General features: G+C 63.4%; 15 protein-coding genes. 12 read left to right on the top strand and 3 right to left on the bottom strand.

The genetic code is table 11. The features are described 5' to 3' along the window. Positions 1 to 10: 10 nt before the first annotated feature. Positions 11 to 1,813: an acyl-CoA dehydrogenase gene (locus LOY26_RS24465; RefSeq protein WP_258714196.1), complete on the bottom strand. Its 1,803-nt coding sequence runs from the start codon at positions 1,811 to 1,813 to the stop codon at positions 11 to 13. Between the two features lie 272 nt (positions 1,814 to 2,085). Further along, complete coding sequence (gene putA / locus LOY26_RS24460) at positions 2,086 to 6,039, bottom strand: trifunctional transcriptional regulator/proline dehydrogenase/L-glutamate gamma-semialdehyde dehydrogenase (protein WP_033701860.1); 3,954 nt, start codon at positions 6,037 to 6,039, stop codon at positions 2,086 to 2,088. A 356-nt stretch (positions 6,040 to 6,395) separates the two neighbouring features. Between putA and putP the strand changes: the two genes are divergently transcribed. From putP to LOY26_RS24415, 9 genes are all read left to right on the top strand, one after another. After that, a complete protein-coding gene (gene putP / locus LOY26_RS24455; protein ID WP_186663509.1) occupies positions 6,396 to 7,874 on the top strand; it encodes a sodium/proline symporter PutP in 1,479 nt (492 codons plus the stop codon). Positions 7,875 to 7,980: 106 nt separating this feature from the next. After that, positions 7,981 to 8,817 carry a 23S rRNA (adenine(2030)-N(6))-methyltransferase RlmJ gene (locus LOY26_RS24450; protein WP_186652807.1) on the top strand — a complete coding sequence of 279 codons (837 nt, stop codon included), beginning with the start codon at positions 7,981 to 7,983 and terminating at the stop codon, positions 8,815 to 8,817. A gap of 116 nt (positions 8,818 to 8,933) precedes the next feature. Continuing rightward, positions 8,934 to 10,691 (top strand): carbamoyltransferase, encoded by a 1,758-nt coding sequence (locus LOY26_RS24445; protein ID WP_027592485.1) that lies wholly within the window; start codon positions 8,934 to 8,936, stop codon positions 10,689 to 10,691. Further along, positions 10,675 to 11,805 carry a glycosyltransferase gene (locus LOY26_RS24440; protein WP_186663510.1) on the top strand — a complete coding sequence of 377 codons (1,131 nt, stop codon included), beginning with the start codon at positions 10,675 to 10,677 and terminating at the stop codon, positions 11,803 to 11,805. The genes LOY26_RS24445 and LOY26_RS24440 overlap by 17 nt, the downstream gene beginning before the upstream one ends. Further along, positions 11,805 to 12,701 (top strand): antimicrobial resistance protein Mig-14, encoded by an 897-nt coding sequence (locus tag LOY26_RS24435; protein ID WP_186652800.1) that lies wholly within the window; start codon positions 11,805 to 11,807, stop codon positions 12,699 to 12,701. Before LOY26_RS24440 ends, LOY26_RS24435 begins: the two co-directional genes overlap by 1 nt. Next, positions 12,698 to 14,101, top strand: coding sequence for a PIG-L deacetylase family protein (locus tag LOY26_RS24430; protein WP_258714929.1), 1,404 nt, complete (start codon positions 12,698 to 12,700; stop codon positions 14,099 to 14,101). Before LOY26_RS24435 ends, LOY26_RS24430 begins: the two co-directional genes overlap by 4 nt. Before the next feature lie 48 nt (positions 14,102 to 14,149). Further along, entirely contained in the window at positions 14,150 to 15,106 is a 957-nt protein-coding gene (locus tag LOY26_RS24425; RefSeq protein WP_095063881.1) for a glycosyltransferase, read from the top strand. Positions 15,107 to 15,171: 65 nt separating this feature from the next. Next, positions 15,172 to 15,945 carry a glycosyltransferase family 2 protein gene (locus tag LOY26_RS24420; RefSeq protein WP_033701853.1) on the top strand — a complete coding sequence of 258 codons (774 nt, stop codon included), beginning with the start codon at positions 15,172 to 15,174 and terminating at the stop codon, positions 15,943 to 15,945. A 46-nt stretch (positions 15,946 to 15,991) separates the two neighbouring features. Further along, positions 15,992 to 17,083 carry a glycosyltransferase gene (locus LOY26_RS24415; protein WP_186652796.1) on the top strand — a complete coding sequence of 364 codons (1,092 nt, stop codon included), beginning with the start codon at positions 15,992 to 15,994 and terminating at the stop codon, positions 17,081 to 17,083. Between the two features lie 3 nt (positions 17,084 to 17,086). Here the strand turns inward: LOY26_RS24415 and LOY26_RS24410 are convergent, their stop codons facing one another. Then, complete coding sequence (locus LOY26_RS24410; RefSeq protein ID WP_033701851.1) at positions 17,087 to 17,692, bottom strand: lipopolysaccharide kinase InaA family protein; 606 nt, start codon at positions 17,690 to 17,692, stop codon at positions 17,087 to 17,089. Positions 17,693 to 17,793: 101 nt separating this feature from the next. Between LOY26_RS24410 and LOY26_RS24405 the strand changes: the two genes are divergently transcribed. From LOY26_RS24405 to hldE, 3 genes are all read left to right on the top strand, one after another. Further along, positions 17,794 to 18,969 (top strand): O-antigen ligase, encoded by a 1,176-nt coding sequence (locus LOY26_RS24405; RefSeq protein WP_033701850.1) that lies wholly within the window; start codon positions 17,794 to 17,796, stop codon positions 18,967 to 18,969. A 15-nt stretch (positions 18,970 to 18,984) separates the two neighbouring features. Next, complete coding sequence (gene msbA, locus LOY26_RS24400; protein WP_186652795.1) at positions 18,985 to 20,793, top strand: lipid A export permease/ATP-binding protein MsbA; 1,809 nt, start codon at positions 18,985 to 18,987, stop codon at positions 20,791 to 20,793. A gap of 130 nt (positions 20,794 to 20,923) precedes the next feature. Further along, complete coding sequence (hldE, locus tag LOY26_RS24395; protein WP_156311299.1) at positions 20,924 to 22,345, top strand: bifunctional D-glycero-beta-D-manno-heptose-7-phosphate kinase/D-glycero-beta-D-manno-heptose 1-phosphate adenylyltransferase HldE; 1,422 nt, start codon at positions 20,924 to 20,926, stop codon at positions 22,343 to 22,345. Positions 22,346 to 22,359: the final 14 nt, after the last annotated feature.

The raw sequence follows: 22,359 nt of genomic DNA, 5'->3' as shown, positions 1-22,359 counted from the left end.
GTGGCTCCCCCTAGAACCACTCCTCTTGCATGCTCAGGCACGTATCGTCGCGGGCCTCTAGCAATGCCAGCTCATTATGGCAGCCAGGCACTTCCCAGGTGAGGAAATAACGGGCGGCCTGCAGTTTGCCCTGGTAGAAGTCGCGGTCTGCGGCATTGCCCTTGAGCAGGCCAAGTTCAGCGTGGAGGGCTTGCTCCAGCCAGCGCCAACCGATCACGCAATGGCCGAACGCCTTCAGGTACAGGGCCGAGTTGGCCAGGGCGGCATTGACCTTGCCTTGGGCGAGATCGCCCAGCAGGGCGAGGGTGACGGCCTGCAGGCGATTGACCAGTTGCTCCAGTGGCCGGCGCAGGGTGTCGAGGCCGGGGTGGTGGCTGGCGCGCTCGGCCGTGCTGGCGATCAGGCGGATCAGTTGCTTGAGCCCGGCGCCGTTGTGTTGTGCCAGTTTGCGGCCGAGCAGGTCGAGTGACTGGATGCCCTCAGTGCCCTCGTGGATCGGGTTCAGGCGGTTGTCGCGGTAGTACTGCTCGACCGGGTATTCGCGGGTGTAGCCGTGCCCGCCGAGGATCTGGATGGCCAGTTCGTTAGCTTTGAGGCAGTACGCCGACGGCCAGGATTTGACGATAGGGGTCAGCAGGTCGAGCAGTGTCTGGGCCTGTTGCCGGGTGCTCTGGTCGGCGGCGGTCTGGGTGTCGTCGAACAGGCGCGCGGCGTACAGGCCCAGGTCGAAGGCGCCTTCCACGTAGGCTTTTTGGGTCAGCAGCATGCGCTTCACGTCGCTGTGCCCAATGATAGGGACGGCGGGGCTCAGCGGGTCCTTGCTGTCTGGCAGGCGCCCCTGCGGCCGTTGGCGCGCGTATTCCAGCGAATACAGGTAGCCGGCGTAACCGAGCATCACCGCGCCCATGCCGACGCCGATACGTGCCTCGTTCATCATCTGGAACATGCAGGCCAGGCCCTGGTGCGGCTGGCCGACCAGGTAGCCGACGCACTGGCCGTTGTCACCGAAGTTGAGCGCGGTAGAGGTGGTGCCGCGCCAGCCCATCTTGTGGAACAGGCCAGCCAGCAGCACGTCGTTGCGTTCGCCACGGCTGCCATCCGGATTGACCAGGTACTTGGGCACGATGAACAGGGAGATGCCCTTCACCCCAGGTGGAGCGTCCGGCAGCTTGGCCAGGACCATGTGCACGATGTTTTCCGACAGTTCGTGGTCGCCGCCGGAGATGAAGATCTTGTTGCCCTTGAGCCGGTAGCTCCCATCGCCCGCGGGTTCGGCGCGGGTGCGGATATCGGCCAGTGAAGACCCAGCATGCGGTTCGGTCAGGGCCATGGTGCCGAAGTAGCGGCCTTCGATCATCGGCTGCAGGAACAGGCGCTTTTGCTCCTCGCTGCCGAAGCTTTCGATCAGGTTGGCCGCGCCCATGGTCAGGAACGGGTAGGCCGTAGTGCCGGCGTTGGCAGCCTGGAAGTGGGCGAAGCAGGCTTGCGAGACCAGGCTGGGCAGCTGCATGCCGCCGGCTTCGAAGTCGCGGTTGGCGTTGAGAAACCCCGCATCGAGGAAGGCATCGACTGCCGGTTTGACCTCCGGGATCAGCTCGGCGCGGCCGTCCACATAGCGCGGCTCGTTTTCGTCGGCCTTGCGGTTGTGGGGCGCGAAGTACTTTTCGGCGATGGTGCGGGCGGTGGTCAGGGCCGCGTCGAAGGTTTCGCGGCTGTGCTCGGCGAAGCGCGGGCGCTGGGTCAGGGCTTCGGCGTCGAGCACTTCGTAGAGTTCGAAGGCGAGGTTGCGGGGGCTGAGCAGGGTCTCGGGCATCGGGGCGGTCCTTGGGCGGGGTTGGACCGAGTCTAGGATTTAAATAGGGGTGGGAGACAGGTTAATAGGTGGGGGTGATATGGGTTTAGAAGGTGTGGGGGCGGGCAGGCGCTAGCCGTGACGTATTGGCTGGTCCTCAGATCCAGCGCCGCCCGCGCGGCGCTCGATCTCGAGCGCGCCCGGGAAGCCAGTGGCATGCACCTGGTGGCCGTAACACCAAACCCATAAAAAAAGGAGAGCCTAAGCTCTCCTTCTTCACCAACCGTCAGCTATCAACCAATGGTCATCAAGCTGGCATTACCACCAGCAGCAGCGGTATTCACACTCACCGCCCGCTCGATCACCAAGCGCTCCAGCGCAATCTGATGATCCCCGCTGGACAACCCGTGCACCCCGACGATCGCCCCGGCGCGCTTGGCCACCTGCTGGCAAACGCCACGCAGCTGGTCCGAGTCACCATGGTGGATCACGGCATCGAACGCCACGTCATCCTTGTTCCAGTCCGCCACCAGCTTGACCTTGCCCTGCAGCTCCTTCGGCAGGCGGCCGCGCAGGCCTTTGCCTGGCTCGCCATCCACCCACACCGCCGAGCTGCCAACGGCCAGCACCGCGGCAAACTGCGCCAGCAGGTCAGCCTCGTTGTCCGCCAGGCACAGCACGTGCTCGCGCGGCAGGATGGTGTAGCTGTTGCGCTCGCCGGTAGGCCCTGGCAGCAGGCGGGCGATGCCGCTCTGCGACTGGCCGGCGAACTGTGTGCACAGCGCGGCCAGGTCGGCCTGCTGGTTGCTCTCGGCCCAGGCCTTGAGACTGTGCAGCGGCTTGATCAACTGCTCGTGCAGGGTACGGTCCGGCTTGCCTTCGCCATCCTGAAGCTGGAAGTGACGGCCAATCGCGTCAGCCGGGCGGGTCGACAGCAGGCGGTACAGGTACAGCGGGCCACCAGCTTTCGGGCCGGTACCAGACAGGCCTTCACCACCGAACGGCTGCACGCCCACCACCGCACCAACGATGTTGCGGTTGACGTACATGTTGCCGGCGTTGGCGTTCTCCACCACCTTGGCGATGGTCTCGTCGATGCGGGTGTGCACGCCGAGGGTCAGGCCGTAGCCGGAGTTGTTGATCTGCTCGATCAACTGGTCGAGGTTGCGGCGGTTGTAGCGCACCACGTGCAGCACCGGGCCGAAGATCTCGCGCTTGAGCTCATCGAAGCTGTCCAGCTCGATCAGGGTCGGCATGACGAAGGTGCCGCGCTTGACCTCGCCAGCATCGGCGATGGCGACCTGGTACACCGAGCGGCCCTTTTCACGCATGCCCTGGATGTGTTTTTCGATACCCGCCTTGGCTTCGGCGTCAATCACCGGGCCAATGTCCACGGCCAGGCGGTCCGGGTTGCCCAGGCGGTTTTCGGCCATGGCACCCTTGAGCATTTCGATCACGCGGTCGGCAGAATCTTCCTGCAGGCACAGTACGCGCAGGGCCGAGCAACGCTGGCCGGCGCTGTCGAAGGCCGAGGACACCACGTCGATCACCACCTGCTCGGTCAGCGCCGAGGAGTCGACGATCATCGCGTTCTGGCCGCCGGTTTCGGCGATCAGCGGGATCGGCCGGCCCTGGTTGTCCAGGCGCCCGGCGACGTTGCGCTGCAGCAGACGGGCGACTTCGGTGGAGCCGGTGAACATCACGCCTTTGACGCGCTCGTCACCGACCAGGCCAGCACCCACGGTCTCGCCACGGCCTGGCAGCAGTTGCAGGACGCCTTCGGGAATGCCGGCCTCAAGCAGCAGGCGCACGGCCTGGGCCGCGATCAGCGGGGTCTGTTCGGCAGGCTTGGCCAAGACCGGGTTACCGGCCGCCAGGGCAGCGGCCACCTGGCCGGTGAAGATCGCCAGTGGGAAGTTCCACGGGCTGATGCAGACCACCGGGCCCAGCGGGCGGTGGGCGTCGTTGCTGAAGTCGTTGCGTGCCTGCACTGCGTAGTAGCGCAGGAAGTCCACGGCCTCGCGCACTTCGGCGATGGCGTTGGCGAAGGTCTTGCCGGCTTCGCGGATGAGCAGGCCCATCAGCGGCTGGATCTCGGCTTCCATCAGGTCGGCAGTGCGCTCAAGGATCGCAGCGCGCTCGGCGGGCGGGGTGGCCTGCCAGATCGGCGCGGCGTTGAGTGCGCACTGGATGGCGTTGTCGACGTCGGCAACGGTGGCTTCCTGAACATGGCCGACCACGTCGCGGTGGTCTGCCGGGTTCAGTACCGGTGCTACGGCAGCTTCACTGGCGGCGCAGGCCAGCAGCGGGGTGGCTTTCCAGTCGTTATGGGCGGTGGCCAGCATGGCGCAGGACAGCGACGCCAGGCGGTGTTCGTTGGCCATGTCGATACCGGCCGAGTTGGCCCGCTCGCTGCCATACAGCTCACGCGGCAGCGGAATGCGCGGGTGCGGCAGGCCGAGGCTGCCTTCCTGGGTGCCCATGCGCTCGATGCTGGCGACCGGGTCGGCGACCAGTTCCTGGATGGAAATGGAATGGTCGGCAATGCGGTTGACGAACGAGGTGTTGGCGCCGTTCTCCAGCAAGCGGCGGACCAGGTAGGCCAGCAGCGTTTCGTGGGTGCCGACCGGCGCGTACACGCGGCACGGGCGGTTCAGCTTGCCTTCGGAGATCTTGCCGACCACTTGTTCGTACAGTGGCTCGCCCATGCCGTGCAGGCACTGGAACTCGTACTGGCCTGGGTAATAGTTCTGGCCGGCGATGTGGTAGATGGCCGACAGGGTGTGGGCGTTGTGCGTGGCGAACTGCGGGTAGATGGCTTCGGGTACTGCCAGCAGCTTGCGTGCACAGGCAACGTAGGAAACGTCGGTGTACACCTTGCGGGTATAGACCGGGTAGCCTTCCAGGCCTTCAACCTGGGCGCGCTTGATCTCGCTGTCCCAGTAGGCGCCTTTCACCAGGCGGATCATCAGGCGGTGGCGGCTGCGCTTGGCCAGGTCGATGACATAGTCGATGACGTACGGGCAGCGCTTCTGGTAGGCCTGGATAACGAAACCAATGCCGTTCCAGCCAGCCAGCGAAGGTTCGAAGCACAGGCGCTCGAGCAGGTCGAGCGACAGCTCCAGGCGGTCGGCCTCTTCGGCGTCGATGTTCAGGCCGATGTCGTATTGCTTGGCCAGCAGGGTCAGCGACAGCAGGCGCGGGTACAGCTCTTCCATCACGCGCTCGTACTGGGCGCGGCTGTAGCGTGGGTGCAGCGCCGACAGCTTGATCGAGATGCCCGGGCCTTCATAGATGCCGCGGCCATGGGAGGCTTTGCCGATCGAGTGGATGGCCTGCTCGTAGGACGCCAGGTACTTCTGGGCGTCGTGCTCGGTCAGTGCGGCTTCGCCGAGCATGTCGTAGGAATAACGGAAACCCTTGGCCTCGAAACGGCTGGCGTTGGCCAGGGCTTCGGCGATGGTTTCGCCGGTGACAAACTGCTCGCCCATCAGGCGCATCGCCATGTCGACGCCCTTGCGGATCATCGGCTCGCCGCTTTTGCCGATGATGCGGGTAAGCGACGAGGTCAGGCCGGACTCATTATGGGTAGACACCAGCTTGCCGGTCAGCAACAGCCCCCAGGTGGCGGCGTTGACGAACAGCGACGGGCTGTTGCCCAGGTGCGGCTGCCAGTTGCCGTTGCTGATCTTGTCGCGGATCAGCGCGTCACGGGTGCCTTTGTCGGGGATGCGCAGCAAGGCTTCGGCCAGGCACATCAGCGCCACGCCTTCCTGGGACGACAGCGAGAACTCTTGCAGCAGCCCTTGGACGATGCCGGCACGCCCGCCTGCGCTCTTCTGGTTGCGCAGTTTCTCGGCGATGCCGGCGGCCAGTTTGTTGGTGGCCTCTGCCAGCGGCGCGCTCAGGCGAGCCTGCTCCAGCAGCATCGGGATGACTTCCTGCTCGGGGCGGCGATAGGCGGCAGTGATGGCCGAACGCAGGACCGATTGCGGCAGGATGCTCTCGGCGAACTCAAGGAAGCACTGGTGAGCATGGTCGGGCTGGATTTCGCCCGCGTCGTCGGCCAGGTTGCTGGCCTGACCGTTCAGTTCGGTCAGGGTGGCGCCACCCTCGAGCTTCTCCAGGTAGTTGAAGATCGCTTGCTTGATCAACCAGTGCGGCGTGCGGTCGATGGACTGCGCAGCTGCTTTGAGTCGCTCACGGGTAGGGTCATCAAGTTTGACCCCAAGGGTGGTCGTCGCCATTTCTTATCCTCGTTATTGCCACGGTTGTGGCCTAAGCTGATGCCAAGAGTATCTGTAGGGCAATTCGGGTGCAACCAGGTGCAACCCGTTTTTTTGGCAGAAAAGGTGCAACTCGTCCGGCGAACATTCCTACACTGAATAAAGGGTTGTTTATGGTGCGTTTTAATCTGAAAAACGAGGTTTTTGCTCCCAAAAGGAGCAAAAAGTAGGCAATAACTGAAAATGCACAAGTAGGTGCAACTACAGGAAGAAAAATGGTTGCACCTCGTTTGTGTTGTTGCATAGGATTCGTCGCCTGGGTGCAACCACCTCGTTGTGGTTGTGCATGAAATAAAAACAAACGCCAGGGCACACGCATGGGCAATCCACTAACGATCACCTTCGTGATCTACATCGCGGTAATGGTGCTGATCGGCTTCGCCGCCTATCGCGCCACCAATAACCTTTCCGACTACATCCTTGGCGGGCGCAGCTTGGGCAGTGTGGTTACCGCGCTTTCCGCCGGTGCCTCCGACATGAGCGGCTGGCTGTTGATGGGCCTGCCGGGCGCCATCTACTTCTCGGGCCTTTCCGAAGCCTGGATCGCCATCGGCCTGACCGTTGGTGCCTACCTGAACTGGCTGTTCGTTGCCGGCCGCCTGCGGGTGCAGACAGAACACAACGGCGATGCACTGACGCTGCCGGACTACTTCGCCAGCCGTTTCGAAGACCAAAGCGGCCTGCTGCGGATCATCTCGGCCATCGTCATCCTGGTGTTCTTCACCATCTATTGCGCCTCTGGCATCGTGGCCGGTGCTCGTCTGTTCGAAAGCACGTTCGGCATGCCGTATGAAACCGCGCTGTGGGCCGGTGCTGCGGCGACCATCGCCTACACCTTCGTCGGTGGCTTCCTGGCGGTGAGCTGGACCGATACCGTGCAAGCTACGTTGATGATCTTCGCGCTGATCCTTACCCCGATCATCGTGCTGATCTCCACCGGTGGCGTCGACACCACCTTCCTGGCCATCGAGGCGCAGAACCCGGCCAACTTCGACATGCTCAAAGGTGCAACCTTCGTCGGCATCATCTCGCTGATGGGCTGGGGCCTGGGTTACTTCGGGCAGCCGCACATTCTGGCGCGTTTCATGGCCGCCGACTCGGTCAAGTCGATCGCCAAGGCACGCCGCATCTCCATGACCTGGATGATCCTGTGCCTGGCTGGCACCTGCGCCGTGGGCTTCTTCGGCATCGCCTACTTCTCGGCGCACCCTGACCTGGCAGGCCCGGTCACCGAGAACCGCGAGCGCGTGTTCATCGAGCTGGCGAAAATCCTGTTCAACCCATGGATCGCCGGTGTGCTGCTGTCGGCCATCCTGGCGGCGGTGATGAGCACCCTGAGCTGCCAGTTGCTGGTTTGCTCCAGTGCCTTGACCGAAGACTTCTATAAAGCCTTCCTGCGCAAGAATGCCTCGCAGCGCGAGCTGGTCTGGATCGGCCGCCTGATGGTGCTGGCCGTTGCGCTGATCGCCATCGCCATGGCAGCCGACCCGGACAACCGTGTACTGGGCCTGGTGGCTTATGCCTGGGCAGGCTTCGGGGCTGCCTTTGGTCCGGTGGTGCTGATCTCGGTACTGTGGAAGGGCATGACCCGTAACGGTGCCTTGGCCGGTATCGTGGTGGGCGCGCTGACCGTGATCGTGTGGAAGCAGATCGATGTCTGGGGCCTGTACGAAATCATCCCGGGCTTCCTGTTGGGCAGCATCGCCATCATTCTGGTGAGCAAGCTGGGCAGCCCATCGCAGGCGATGGTGCAGCGCTTCGAGACGGCCGACGCGGCGTATCACGCTGACAAGTAATACCTGTTGAATGAGCGGTGCCTGCTTCGCGGGCACCGCTGATCGACAGCCAGGCCTGACTCCGCCTGCAAGGCAAGGTAAACTTGCCACCCCCGCAGGAGTTGCCATGAATTATCGTCACGCCTTCCACGCCGGCAACCACGCCGACGTCCTCAAGCACATCGTGCTGACCCGCCTCATCGCCCTGATGTCGCGCAAGGAGCAGCCGTTCGCCTATATCGACACCCACGCAGGCCTTGGTCTGTATGACTTGCAGGGCGACCAGGCGACCCGCACCGGTGAATACCTCGAGGGCGTTGCCCGGCTGTGGAATCGCGACGACCTGCCGGCCATGGCTGGCGATTACCTGCGCATCATCAAGCGGCTCAATGCCGATGGCGAACTGCGTTACTACCCAGGCTCGCCAGAGCTCGCCCGCCGCCTGATGCGTCAGCAGGACCGCGCCCTGCTCAACGAGAAGCACCCCGAAGACGGGCCGCTGCTCAAAGAGAACATGAAGAAGGACCCGCGCGTATTCGTGCACCTGGGCGAGGGCTGGCATGTGCCGCGTGCCCTGCTGCCGGTACAGGAAAAACGCGCGATCATGCTGATCGACCCGCCGTTCGAGCAGGCCGATGAGCTCAAGCGCTGCACCAACTCGATGAAAGAGGCAATCGGGCGCATGCGCCAGACGGTCGCGGCCATCTGGTACCCGATCAAGGATCAGCGCTCGCTGACCCGCTTCTATCAGGACCTGACCAGCACCGGCGCGCCCAAGCTGTTGCGTGTCGAGTTGTACGTGCACCACCAGGACAGCCCGCAGGGGCTCAATGGCTCTGGCCTGGCCATTGCCAACCCGCCGTGGGGGCTGGAAGAAGAGCTCCGCGAGCTGCTGCCGTGGTTGGCCAAAGAGCTGGCGCAAACCGCTGGCAGCTACCGGATGGACTGGCTGATCGCCGAATAACCAGGCGCCTACAAGGGGCGGTGTGTCCTTGTTGTTTGCGTTATAATCCCGCCCTTTAGCCGCCATCCGCCCACAAGGCCGCTGGCGCATCTCTACCGAATGAAGAGGCTAATCCCTTGGCATTGACGATTCTTGGCCTGTCCGGCGCCCTTAGCCATGACCCTTCCGCGGCCCTGTACATTGACGGCAAGCTGATTGCCGCCGCCGAAGAAGAGCGCTTCGTGCGTGACAAGCATGCGAAGAACCGCATGCCCTACGAGTCGGCGAAGTTCTGCCTGGAGCAGGCGGGCATCAAACCGTCGGACGTCGACGTGGTAGCCATTCCGTTTGCCCCGATCAGCCTGTTCGGCAAGGCCCGCTGGCACTATGCCAAGCGTTACTGGTACGCCCCGGACCGCGCCCTCGACGCGATCCTGATGGGCAACCGCCGCTACAAGCGCTACCGCAAGAAGATCGTCTGGTGCCTGGAGCAATTGGGTTTCGACCCGAAAAAGGTCAAGATCGAGCCGGTCGAGCACCACCTGGCCCACGCCTCCAGCGCCTACCACTGCTCGGGCTTCAAGGAAAAGACCGCGATCCTCGGCATCGACGGTAAGGGCGAGTACGCCACCACCTTCTTCGGCTACGGCGAAAACGGCAAGATCCACAAGATCAAGGAGTTCTTCGACCCGGACTCCCTGGGCGGTCTGTATGGCGCGATCACCGAGTTCCTCGGTTTCGAGATGCTCGACGGCGAGTTCAAGGTCATGGGCATGGCGCCGTACGGCGATGCCAGCAAGTATGATTTCTCGCGCCTGGCCAGCTTCGAGAACGGCGAACTGGTGATCAACACCGAATACGCCAACGTCATCGGCCTGCGCCGCTATAAAGAGAAGGGCAAGGGCTTCTACTTCTCGCCGAAGCTGATCGAATGGCTGGGCCCCAAGCGCGAAGGCGACATTGCCGACGAGCCGTACATCCACTACGCAGCCAGCATGCAGGCGCTGTTCGAAAAGCTGGCCCTGCAGATGATCGACCATTACCTGGGCGACACCTTGAAGCAGACTGGCAAGCTGGCTTTCGCCGGCGGCTGCGCGCTGAACGTCAAGCTCAACCAGAAGATCATCGCCCGCCCGGATGTGAAGGAGCTGTTCGTCCAGCCCGCATCCGGTGACGCCGGTACTGCGGTGGGTGCTGCTGCTTATGTTTCCCACGCCCGTGGCGTGCCGGTCGAGAAGATGGAACACGTCTACCTCGGCCCGTCGTACTCCAACGAGGACGTGATCGCCGCCTGCGCCCGTCACCCGGACCAGCCGAAGTGGCGCAAGCTCGACAACATGCCAGAGCAGATCGCCAAGATCATGGTCGACGGCAACCCGGTGGCCTGGTTCCAGGGCCGCATGGAGTTCGGCCCGCGCGCCCTGGGCGGTCGTTCGATCATCGGTTGCCCGAGCGTCGAAGGCGTGGCTGACCGCATCAACCACCAGATCAAGTTCCGCGAGCGCTGGAGGCCTTTCTGCCCGTCGATGCTCGACACCGTCGCGCCGCAGATGATCAAGGTCGACCACCCGGCGCCCTTCATGACCTTCACCTTCGAAGTGGCTGAAGAGTGGAAAACCCGTGTGCCGGAAGTGGTCCACGAGGACGGCACTTCGCGTGCCCAGGTGCTGAAGCGCGAGTACAACCCGCGCTACTACGACATGATGAAGGCGCTGGAAAACCTGACCGGCAACGGCGTCTCGCTGAACACCTCGCTGAACCGCCGTGGTGAACCGATGATCTGCTCGCCGACCGATGCCTTGAACATGTTCTTTGGCTCGGACCTGCAGTACCTGATCATGGAAGACATCCTGGTAGTGAAGGACGGCGCGGCCGCGTATGACCAGCCGCTCTGAACCGCGCATCCTGCAGTTCTGCCATGGCTATGACGGGCCGTTCCTGGACTGTGCCCGTCAGTACGCCAGCCTGTTTCAGGGGCGTGGCTACCAGGTCACCACGGTATTTCTCACCGGCGCCGCCGACCCGCAGGTTGCGGCGGGCTGCGCGTCGGACGAGGTGCTGTTCCTGGAGTTCAGCTCCAAGGCTGTGCGTGGCCTGAAGCTCGGCGCCATCCGCGCCTTGCGGCGGATTGCCGCCGAGCGCAATTTCAGTTTCTGCATCGCCCACCGGTTCAAGCCGATCTATGTGGCATTGCTGGGTACCGGCCTACCGGTAATCGGCGTGCACCATGCCTTTGGCGACTATCAGCGCAAGGGGCGGCGGCTGTTTGCCAACCTGTTCAGCAAGCGCCTGAGCCTGCTGGGTGTTTCGGATGCGGTGCGTGACGACATGCGCCGTTGCCTGCCGCAGTGGCCGGCCGAACGCATCCAGACCCTGTACAACCGTATCGACATCCAGGCCCTGCAAGCGGCATTGGTGCCGCGTGAAGCGGCGCGCCAGGCCCTTGGCCTGGACCCTCAGGCGTGGATCGTCGGCAATGTCGGGCGCCTGCACCCAGACAAGGACCAGGCCACGCTGTTGCGTGGTTTTGCCGAAGCGCTGCCCGGGCTTCCCGCAGGCGCGCGCCTGGCGATTCTGGGTAAAGGCCGCCTCGAAGCCCAACTCAAGGCATTGGCGGCCGAGCTCGGCATTGCCGGCCAGGTGGATTTCCTCGGCCAGGTGCCGGACGCGCGGCGCTATTTCAAGGCGTTCGATGTGTTTGCCCTGAGTTCCGATCATGAGCCGTTCGGCATGGTCCTGCTCGAAGCCATGGTCGCGGGCGTACCACTGCTGGCCACGGCCTGTGGTGGGGCACGCGAAGTGGTCGAGGGTGTGGGTGTGCTGTTCCCGCTGGGCGATGCTGCGCAGCTGGCTCAAGGCCTGAAGCACATGGCTGCGCTAGACGACCAGCAGCGCGAGGCGTGCGCCGAGCACATGCTGCAACGCCTGCACCAGCGCTTTTCCGACTCGGCGGTACGCGAGGCCTTCTGGCAACTGCCGCAGGTGCGTGCCTTGGTGGCGAAGGCGTGATGCTCAATCGTATTCAAGCCTTCCGCGAGCGCGGCTGGCAAGTTATCGACGCCAAGGCGTATGCCGAGGCCTGGGCGCGGTTTGGTGGCAGCGTTGCCACCCATCCGCGGGTGGTCGAGCAGTTGGCTGAGCTGGCGCAGATCCCCGTGCGCTACCTGGGTTGGCTGCAAGACGGCGAGTTGAAAGCGGCGATTCCGACTTGGGGGCGCCACCTGGCGCTGTCCAAGGACGTGCTCAAGCGCGCGGGCAAGAAGGGCCTGTTCGACCTGGGCAATGCCGAGATCATCCTGCCGGCCGCCGCCGATGCCAGCGCGCCGCTGCGCCATGCCGCGCGTTACCTGTCCGAGCTGAACCAGGGCCGTTTTACCGGCCTCAAGGCACAGACCGAGCAGTTGGCCATGGCCCGCGCCCATGAAGACCTGTCGAAGAAGTTCCGCTACAACCAGCGCCGCGAGTTGCGCCTGCTGGAAGAGGCGGGCGGGGTGGTGCGGCCTATCAGTGACTTCGACGCCGGCCAGATAGCCGCCATGTACCGTGACCTGTTCCAGCGCCGCTGGGGCTTCCCGGCTACCGGCGCCGAGCGCCTGGCCGAGGTGCTTGAGCGTTTACGCGAGCTGCTGATCGGTTCGGTGCTGCTGCTGGACGACAAACCGATCGCGATTCAGCTGGTGTACCGGGTCGAAGCGCCCGAGTGGGTCAGCGTCGAGTACGTCAACGGCGGCGTCGACCCCGAGACCAAGGCATTCAGCCCCGGTAGCGTGCTGAGCTTCCTCAACACCCAGGCAGCCTGGGAAGACGCCCGCGCACGTAACAAGCCACTGCGGTTCTCGTTCGGCCGTGCCGACCGCGAGTACAAGGATCGCTGGTGCAACCCCGTGCCGGTGTTCCAGGCGTGAGCCGCAAGCAGCAATTGCTCAAGCGCCATCGGCGCAACAAGCGCCTGGGCCTGCTTGCCGGCGTGGTCGCACTGATCGCGCTGGGGGTACTGGCCTGGTGGTGGCTGCCGCTCTTGCTGCTGCCGTTGGTCTGGGCCGCCCATGAGGCCTGGTTCGCCGATCACTTGTTCTACGCACCCGGCGAGGATTATGCCTACAACTTCGGTGAGCTAACCCGCGCGGCGGCGGCCAGCCTGCAGGGTGGGCTGCTGCAGGCCGATGCGACACTGCAAGGTGACGAGACCCTCGTCCTGGAACTGCGGATAAAGAGCACCTGGCTGGGGCGCTTTCTCGACCCACGGGTGGAGCTTTCTGCGGATGCGCGGAGTGATCGGCAAACCTTCGAGCGCGGCGTCGACGGGGTTCGCTTCCTGAACCTGACCGGCATGGCCTTGCCGCTCAAGGCCGGCACGCTGCGTGTGCGTGGTCGCCATTGCCGGCTGCAGGGTGAACCGCGCCTGTGGATAACCCCCAGCGTCGAGTTGCAGCGCCGCCGCGTCATGGTGATTGCGCCGCATGCCGATGATGCCGAGCTGGCGGCTTATGGGCTGTACAGCCAGGCTGACGAAACCTGGGTGGTCACCCTTACTGCCGGCGAGATCGAAGCCGAGCACTATCAGAAAATGGGCCTGGGCAAGGCCCAGGCGGCACGCCTGAAAGGGCGCTTGCGCGCCTGGGACAGCATTGCCGTGCCGCGCTGGGCTGGCGTGCCGCAATCGCGCTGCGTGCAGTTGGGCTACTTCTGCCTGCAACTGCCCGCCATGCAGGCCGCGCCAGATGTACCGGCGGCTTCACGCGAAGCCGACATGGCTGATATCCGCCCGTTCCGCCAGTTCAATCCGTTCCCGCTGCCGGCCGACAATGACGGTGCGCCGACCTGGCACAACCTGCTGGCCGACCTGCGTGCGCTGTTGGCAATGGCCAAGCCCGAGGTGCTGGTCATGCCGCACCCGCAACTCGACCCGCACCCCGATCATGTCTGTGCCCAGGCGGCCGTGCTGGAAGCCCTGCAAGGCCTGGCGTGGCAGCCGCAAACGCTGCTGTGCTACGCCAACCACCTGCATGACAACGACCGCTGGCCGATGGGTGACAGCGGCGACGGTGTGGCCTTGCCACCACAACTGAGTGCCGAGCAGCCGTGGGCACCGTGCTCGCTGGTGCTGGACGTGCCGACCCAGCACGACAAAGCCATGGCCCTGGGCATGATGCACGACCTGCAGCCTCCCGCGCCGTTCAAACGCCGCCTGCGGCGGTTGTTGCAACGCTGGCTGGCCGGGCGCAGGCCGTCGCCCTATGGCGAAAACGAATTCTTCCGCAAGGCTGTGCGCCGGCATGAACTGTTCTGGCGCCGTGAGCTGTAAACAATGCCCATGGTTGACCGCGATGGCGCAGCGCGCCCAAGGAAAGCAATGAAAGTCTTATTTCTGGTGCAGAAGGAACAGCGGGCGATCCTCGACCGCCTGTACGATGGCGTCGCGGCCAACTGCGAATGTGACCTGCGCTGGCTGACCAGTGAAGACCAGCGTAACCTGCGCCGCTACTTCAAGCGTGAAGTGCAGGTGGAGCGTTACGACCGCATCGTGTTCTTCCTGCGCTTCAAGCAGGAAATCCGCCAAGTGGCGTTCATCCAGACGGTGCCAAACCTGGTCATCCTCGAACATGATGCCTACCAGAACTACATCCCCTGCAAGTACACCGGCAAGTTCAGCGCGCATTACCGCAAACTGCCGTGGGCGCGGGTGATCAGTTCGGGCTACATGGTCAGCGAGCGCCTGCGCCAGGAAGGCTTTGACGCGGTATTCGTGCCCAAGGGCTACGATGAGCAGCTGCTGACCGACCAGGGACGTGAGCGCGATATCGACCTGGCGTTCGTCGGCAGCACCAACAGCGTTGCCTACAGCGGGCGCAAGGCGCTGCTGGACGAGTTGGGGCGGGTCGAGAACCTGGTGGTGACCCGCACCAAGTCGGGCGAGGACTATTGCAACACGCTCAACCGTATTCGTTTCTTCGTCAGTGCCGATGTCGGCATGGGCGAGTACATGATCAAGAACTTCGAGGCCATGGCCTGTGGCTGTGTGTTGCTGGCGTTCGACCAGGGCGAGGAAGAAAACCGCGCCCTGGGCCTGCAGGACATGCACAACGTGGTGTTCTATGACAGCATCCCGACCCTCCAGGAAAAGCTGCGCAGTTTGCGCGCCGACCCTGCGCTGGCCCAGCGGATTGCTGAAAATGGCCGCCATCTGGCGGTTTCTCGTTTCAGTTTCGGTGAAGTTGGACGTAGCATCGTCGACCACATGCGCCCTGCGCTCAGGCCTCATCCGCCGTTGTCTGCCTGGCAGCGGCTACGTCTGAAACTGGGCATTTAATAAAGCACTTTCGTGCCTACGGAGCGGGTGCTGGAAGTCGATTGTCGCAATGCGGAGGGAGTCCGGTGCGCTTTTCAAATGAGAGTGATGTCACGCTGGTCGTGACCAGCTGTGGGCGGTTCGATCTGCTCAAAGACACCCTTGAGAGTTTCGATCGCTACAACACCGCGCCCATTCGCGAAGTCTTCATCACCGAAGATTCCGGTGACGATGCCGTGCATGGGGCAGTGCCAGAACACTGGAAACCGCATTGCAAGGTGTTCGTCAATCGGCCGAAGCTGGGCCAGCTGCCGTCGATCGACCTGGCTTACAGCCACGTCAAGACGCCTTACATCTTCCATTGCGAGGATGACTGGCATTTCTACCGGCAGGGCTTTGTCGAAGATTCCCGGGCGATCCTGGAGGTCAGCCCCAACCTGCTGCAGGTCTGGCTGCGCAGCCATGCCCATGACCTGTCCGTGCACAGCCCTTACATCCACCTGGGCGACCGTCAGGTGATCGCGGGCGTGCCTTGCTACCCACTGCTTTCCGAAAAAGCGGAGTGGCAAGCGTTTTCGCTCAACCCCGGCCTGCGTCGTTTGAGCGATTATCAGCGCTGTGCACCATTTGCCGCCTATGCTGGAGAAAAGGCGCTTTCCCGTCGTTATGCTGAGTTAAATCTGACAGCGGTCACCTTGGAGGGTGATGCAGTATTGCACACAGGATTTGGTAATCACGTGACCTTGCCCATAGAAGTGGAGCGCAAGGCCAAACGTCGTCAACGTGATCGGATAAAGCTGGCATTGACGCTGGTGGCAGGTGCCGTGATCGGCATGGGTATCACCATTTTTGTTCAATGAAGTCGCAGTCCCACCTGACTTTGAGCGGGAGAGGGGCGCTAACCCCATGAACATCGTCAATATGATGTGGGCAGGCGGTTCGCCGTACATGTCCATCCACAAGGTTCACCGACAGGTGCTGTCCCACGCCGGGCCCGATGCCAGGATCAGCAACTGGCTGCTGTTGGGCAGCGGGCTGTGCTGTGGGCTCGGCTCGACCCGGGAGTGGCACATGCCGCCGCGTGCGCTCAAGGGCCGGCACCTGTGGCGCCTGCTGCGGCCGTGGCTGCGCATGCGCCTGCGCAAGGCGCTGGCCGAGGCCCAGGCCGAGATCGTGCTGCTCGACGGTGTCGGCGTTGCAAGGCTGGTGCTGCCGCTGCTGCAGCAGATTCCCGAGGTGCGTGCCAAGGTACTGTTCCACGGCAAGACGCGCCTGACGGCGAGTGATATCCGCCTGTTGCGGGCATTGCCCGCCGAGCGCTTGAGCATCGCAGCGGTTTCGCACACGCTTGCCGAAGCCCTGGAGCATGACCTTGGGCGGCCGGTACAGACCCTGCGCATGGCGCTCGACCCTCGGGCCTTCGTCGAAACGCTGTTGAGCCGCGAGCAGGCCAGGCAGGCACTGGCGTTGCGGCCAGGCAACGGCCAGGTGCTCGGTGCGGTGGGGCGGCTGGTCGAAAGCAAGGGCTTTGAAATGCTGATCGAGGCGTTTGCCAAGGCCGTTGTCGACAAGCCCGACCTGCAGATGGCAATCATTGGTGAAGGCCCTCTGCATGCCGTGCTGCAAGCGCGCATCGACGAACTGGGCCTGGCCGGGCAGGTCCATCTGTGCGGCCATCGTGAAGACCTGCAGCGGCTGTACCGGGCATTTGACTGGCTACTGGTGCCTTCGCGTTCGGAGGGCCTGGGGCTGGTGGTGCAAGAGGCGGTGATGGCCGACGTGCCGGTGGTGTGCAGTGACCTGCTGGTGTTCCGTGAGCAGTTGCTGGACACCGGTGGCTACCTGCCCATTGCCGATGAGCATGCCTGGGCCGAGGCGATAGCGCGCTGCAGCCTGCCAGACGCCGCAGCCGTGGCCGCCCGACAACGCCAGGCACTGGCGCCGGAGCAGGCCTGGCAAGCCTTCCAGAATGGCTCGCAAAACCTGCTGCGAGGTTGACCCTCAGCGGGCCAGCAGGGCTGCCTCGAAGTCGGCGAGGGGGAACTGGTCACCCAGGTTCTCCCGCTCGATGTAGCGCACCATGTGCTGCACGTTGCGACGAATCATGCGGGCAGACAATGGCGGGCGCAGGAACCGCATGTCGGCCACATCAATCAACCCCAGGCGCTGATCGGGGGTGACCACGACATTGCCCAGGTGCAGTGAGCGGAAGTAGACACCCGCGCGGTGCAATTGGCGTATGAGTTCGATCAATCGCGGCAGATAGGTGTCCCAGCTGAAGTCGGCGTCGCGCGACATCTGCAGCAGGGTCCGCCCGGGCAGCGGGCGATACAGCACCGCGGTTCTGCCGGGCAAGTCGAGTTTGTGCTGGCTGATCACCTCGAGGGTGGGAATGCCCAATTGTGCCAGGCGCGCGGCGTTGTCGACGAAGCGCTGCGAGTAGGGGCGCAACAGGGCAGATGAAATCAATCGCTTACGGCGAAAAACCTTAAGGAAATTACCATCCTTGAGCAGGTAGACTTTGGCGCCATGGCTGTCTGCCTCTAGCACCTGTGCGCCTAGTGTCAGCTGATCGAAGTCGATCTGGGTGAGCCGGGAGCATTGCATGAATAGAGCCTTGTCGTCTGGCGAGCAAAATGACCGGCAATAATGCCGAAAATAATGCGGTAGCACCATGGATGGTGTCTTTGATTCATCGGGGGAAAAGGATGTTGTATGAAAAACGCTGGGCTCGGGCCTGGTTAGGTTTGGGTCTGGTCTGGTTCCTGGCGGCGATTGCATTGGCGCCCAGCAACAAGATCTACCAGCAAGGGCTGGTGTTGTTTTTGTGGTTACCGACGCTCGTGCTGGCGTGGTCTGCCCGGCAGGTGTTTGCCCAGGCCTGGCGGCGTCAGCCGGCATTGTGGGGCAGTATCTTGTTGCTACTGGCCTGGAGCGGGTTGAGCCTGGCCTGGTCGCCGGCCGAAGAGCCGGGGCGTGAAATCAAGCGCCTGATCTACATTCTGGTCTTCCTGATGGCGTTCCCGTTGCTGGCCCAGCTGGGGCTGGCCCGGATCCGCCAGTTGTTGCTGCTGGGGAGTGGCCTTTTGGCCTTCGCCGCGCTGGTGTCGATCATCAACTTCTACGGGTTGCAGGGCAAATCGCTGCTGGCCCGGCTGGCAGGTATCGGTGAAATTTCACACCCCATCCTGGGTGCCTATGTGGTCGGGGCCGCCGCGCTGTTCCTGTTGTACGAGCCGCCGCAAAAGCGTGGCATGCAGTTGCTGTGGCTGGCGGCGCTGGCCTGCCTGGGCGCGTTTGCAGTGCTCAGCCAGAGCCGCGGGGCGATCCTGGCCCTGGTGATCACGGTGGTGATGGCGCCGCTGTGGTTCCGTGATCGTCACAGCCGGGTGTTCTCGATCCTGGCGGTCATCGCCACGGGCGCTGCGTTCTATGTGATGTACGACCTGATCGCCAAGCGCGGCTCGTCCTACCGGCCGGAGATTTTCCATGCGGTGGTGGACATGATTGCCGCCCATCCTTGGACAGGCCTGGGCCTGGGCGCTGGGTACGATGTGAGCGCAGTCGGCAAGCACTTCGACCATACCCACAACATGTTCACCCACGTTGCGGTGGAAATGGGCCTGCCCGGCATGCTGCTGTGGGTGACCGTGTGGCTGTACACCCTCGGTGAAATCGTCCGGGCCCGGGCCACACTGTTCGGCAAGGTACTCTTGTGCTTCTGGGTCTACTCGACCCTGGCCATGCAGTTCGATGCCGCCAGCCTGACCGGTACGCCGCGTGCGGAGTGGTTCATCAGCTGGTTGCCGGTCGGCCTGGCCATGTTGTTGCCCTGGGGGCGTGCCGAAAATGAAGCCTGTGGTAAAATTTCCGGTTCAACCTGAACAGCGAGCTCGATGATGGCCGAAACACCGCGAACCGCGGAGCACACCTCCAGCCTGAAGATCTACTTCCGGCTGTTGAGCTACGTGAAACCCTATGCCGGCATTTTCCTGTTGAGCATCGTCGGTTTCGTGATCTTCGCCTCGACCCAGCCAATGCTGGCCGGCATTCTCAAGTATTTCGTCGATGGCCTGAGCAATCCGCAAGCGGTGTTGTTCCCTACCGTGCCCTACCTGCGCGACCTGCAGTTGCTGCAGGCGGTGCCACTGCTGATCATCCTGATCGCGGCCTGGCAGGGGTTGGGCTCGTTCCTGGGCAACTACTTCCTGGCCAAGGTTTCGTTGTGCCTGGTGCATGACCTGCGGGTCGAGTTGTTCAACAAATTGCTGGTGCTGCCCAACCGCTACTTCGACAACCACAACTCGGGCCATCTGATCTCGCGCATCACCTTCAACGTGACCATGGTCACCGGTGCCGCGACCGATGCGATCAAGGTGGTGATCCGCGAGGGCCTGACGGTTGTCTTCCTGTTTGCCTACCTGCTGTGGATGAACTGGCACCTGACCCTGGTCATGGTTGCCATCCTGCCGGTGATCGCGGTGATGGTCAGCGTCGCCAGCAAGAAATTCCGCAAGCAGAGCAAGAAAATCCAGGTGGCCATGGGGGATGTCACCCACGTCGCCTCCGAGACCATCCAGGGTTATCGCGTGGTGCGCAGCTTTGGTGGCGAGGCCTACGAACAGCAGCGCTTTGGCCGCGCCAGCCAGAGCAACACCGACAAGCAGCTGCGCATGACCAAGACCGGCTCGCTGTACACGCCGATGCTGCAGCTGGTGATCTACAGCGCCATGGCCGCCTTGATGTTCCTAGTGCTGTACCTCCGTGGTGACTCCACCGCCGGTGACCTGGTGGCCTACATCACCGCAGCGGGCTTGTTGCCGAAACCGATTCGCCAGCTTTCCGAAGTCAGTTCGACCATCCAGAAAGGCCTGGCAGGCGCAGAAAGCATCTTCGAGCAGCTCGACGAAGAGCCTGAAGTGGACAGCGGCACCATCGAGAAGGCAAAGGTCGAAGGCCGTCTGGAAGTGCGTGATCTCAGCTTCACCTACCCAGGCACCGACCGTGAGGTGTTGAGCGACATCAGCTTCGTCGCCGAGCCGGGGCAGATGATCGCCCTGGTGGGCCGCTCTGGCAGTGGCAAGTCGACCCTGGCGGCATTGATTCCACGCTTCTATCACCACGACAAGGGGCAGATTCTGCTCGATGGCGTGGAGATCGAAAACTATCGCCTGCGCAACTTGCGTCGCCATGTTTCCCAGGTTACCCAGCACGTCACCTTGTTCAACGACACCGTCGCCAACAACATTGCCTACGGTGACCTGGCCGGTGCGCCGCGTGAACACATCGAGGCTGCGGCTGCAGATGCCTACGCCAAGGAGTTCGTCGACAAGCTGCCGAAGGGCTTCGACACCGAGGTCGGCGAGAACGGCGTGCTGCTCTCCGGCGGCCAGCGCCAACGCCTGGCCATTGCTCGGGCGCTGCTCAAGGACGCGCCGTTGTTGATTCTCGACGAGGCGACTTCGGCGCTGGATACCGAGTCCGAGCGGCACATCCAGGCGGCACTGGACCATGTGATGGAGGGCCGTACCACGTTGGTGATCGCCCACCGCCTGTCGACCATCGAAAAGGCCGACATGATCCTGGTCATGGACCAGGGCCGCCTGGTCGAGCGTGGCACCCATGCCGAGCTGCTTCAGGCTAATGGCCATTATGCCCGCCTGTATGCCATGGGCCTGGATGAGCCGGCCAAGGCCGATATCACCTGAACCTCTTTGATCGGGGCCGTGCCGGCCCCGATTGTCACCGGAATTTTCAAGGGCCCGATCTGGCCGTAAAGCCGTCGCTTGCCCTGTGCTAATATCCTGCCCCTGTTCATTATTTTCATATGGGTTGCCCATGAAGTTGTCCATGCCGCGTTTCGATCAAGCCCCGGTACTGGTGGTCGGCGATGTCATGCTCGACCGCTACTGGCATGGCGGTACTTCGCGTATCTCGCCTGAAGCGCCAGTCCCGGTGGTCAAGGTCGATCAGATCGAGGATCGCCCCGGCGGCGCGGCCAACGTTGCCTTGAACATCGCCGCCCTGGGTGCGCCGGCGTCGCTGATCGGTGTTACCGGCCAGGACGAGGCGGCCGACAGCCTGGCCAACAGCCTGCAAGCTGCGGGCGTGCGTTCGGTGTTCCAGCGCATCGCGCACCAGCCGACCATCGTCAAGCTGCGGGTCATGAGCCGCCACCAGCAGCTGTTGCGTATCGATTTCGAAGAACCGTTCGCCACCGACCCGCTCTCTCTGGGTTCGGAGGTCGACAGCCTGCTCGATGGCGTCAAGGTGCTGGTGTTGTCCGACTATGGCAAAGGCGCGCTGAAGAACCACCAGAGCCTGATCCAGGCTGCACGCGCCAAGGGTATTCCGGTATTGGCCGACCCCAAGGGCAAGGATTTCTCCATTTACCGCGGCGCCAGCCTGATCACCCCGAACCTCAGCGAGTTCGAAACCATCGTTGGCCGTTGCGCCGATGAGGCAGAGCTGGTCGCCAAAGGCCTGCAGTTGCTGTTGGACCTGGACCTTGGCGCCTTGCTGGTGACCCGTGGCGAGCACGGCATGACCCTGTTGCGTACGGGCCACCCCGCACTGCACCTGCCGGCCCGCGCCCGCGAAGTGTTCGATGTCACCGGTGCCGGCGACACGGTGATCTCCACCCTCGCGGCAGCCATCGCGGCCGGTGAAGATCTGCCGCACGCGGTGGCCCTGGCCAATCTGGCGGCGGGTATCGTGGTCGGCAAGCTGGGTACCGCCGCCATCAGCGCCCCTGAGCTGCGCCGGGCGATCCAGCGCGAAGAGGGCTCCGAGCGCGGGGTGCTGGGCCTCGAGCAGTTGCTGCTGGCGATCGATGATGCGCGTGCGCACAACGAGAAGATCGTCTTCACCAACGGCTGCTTCGACATTCTGCATGCCGGCCATGTCACCTACCTGGAGCAGGCGCGTGCCCAGGGCGACCGGCTGATCGTCGCGGTCAACGACGATGCGTCGGTCAGCCGCCTCAAAGGCCCGGGCCGCCCGATCAACAGCGTCGACCGCCGCATGGCGGTGCTGGCAGGGCTGGGGGCGGTGGATTGGGTGATCAGCTTCCCCGAGGGTACGCCGGAAAACCTGCTGAGCCAGGTCAAGCCGGATGTGCTGGTCAAGGGCGGCGACTATGGCATCGACCAGGTGGTGGGTGCCGACATCGTCAAGGCCTATGGCGGCACCGTGAAGGTGCTGGGGCTCGTCGAGAACAGCTCGACCACGGCCATTGTCGAGAAGATCCGCAAAAACTGATGTAACTGGGGCCG

It is taken from the genome of Pseudomonas sp. B21-047 (assembly GCF_024748775.1).
GTDB lineage: Bacteria > Pseudomonadota > Gammaproteobacteria > Pseudomonadales > Pseudomonadaceae > Aquipseudomonas > Aquipseudomonas capeferrum.
The sequence above is the reverse complement of the archived record's forward strand: the minus strand, read 5'-3'. Positions and strand labels throughout refer to the sequence as shown.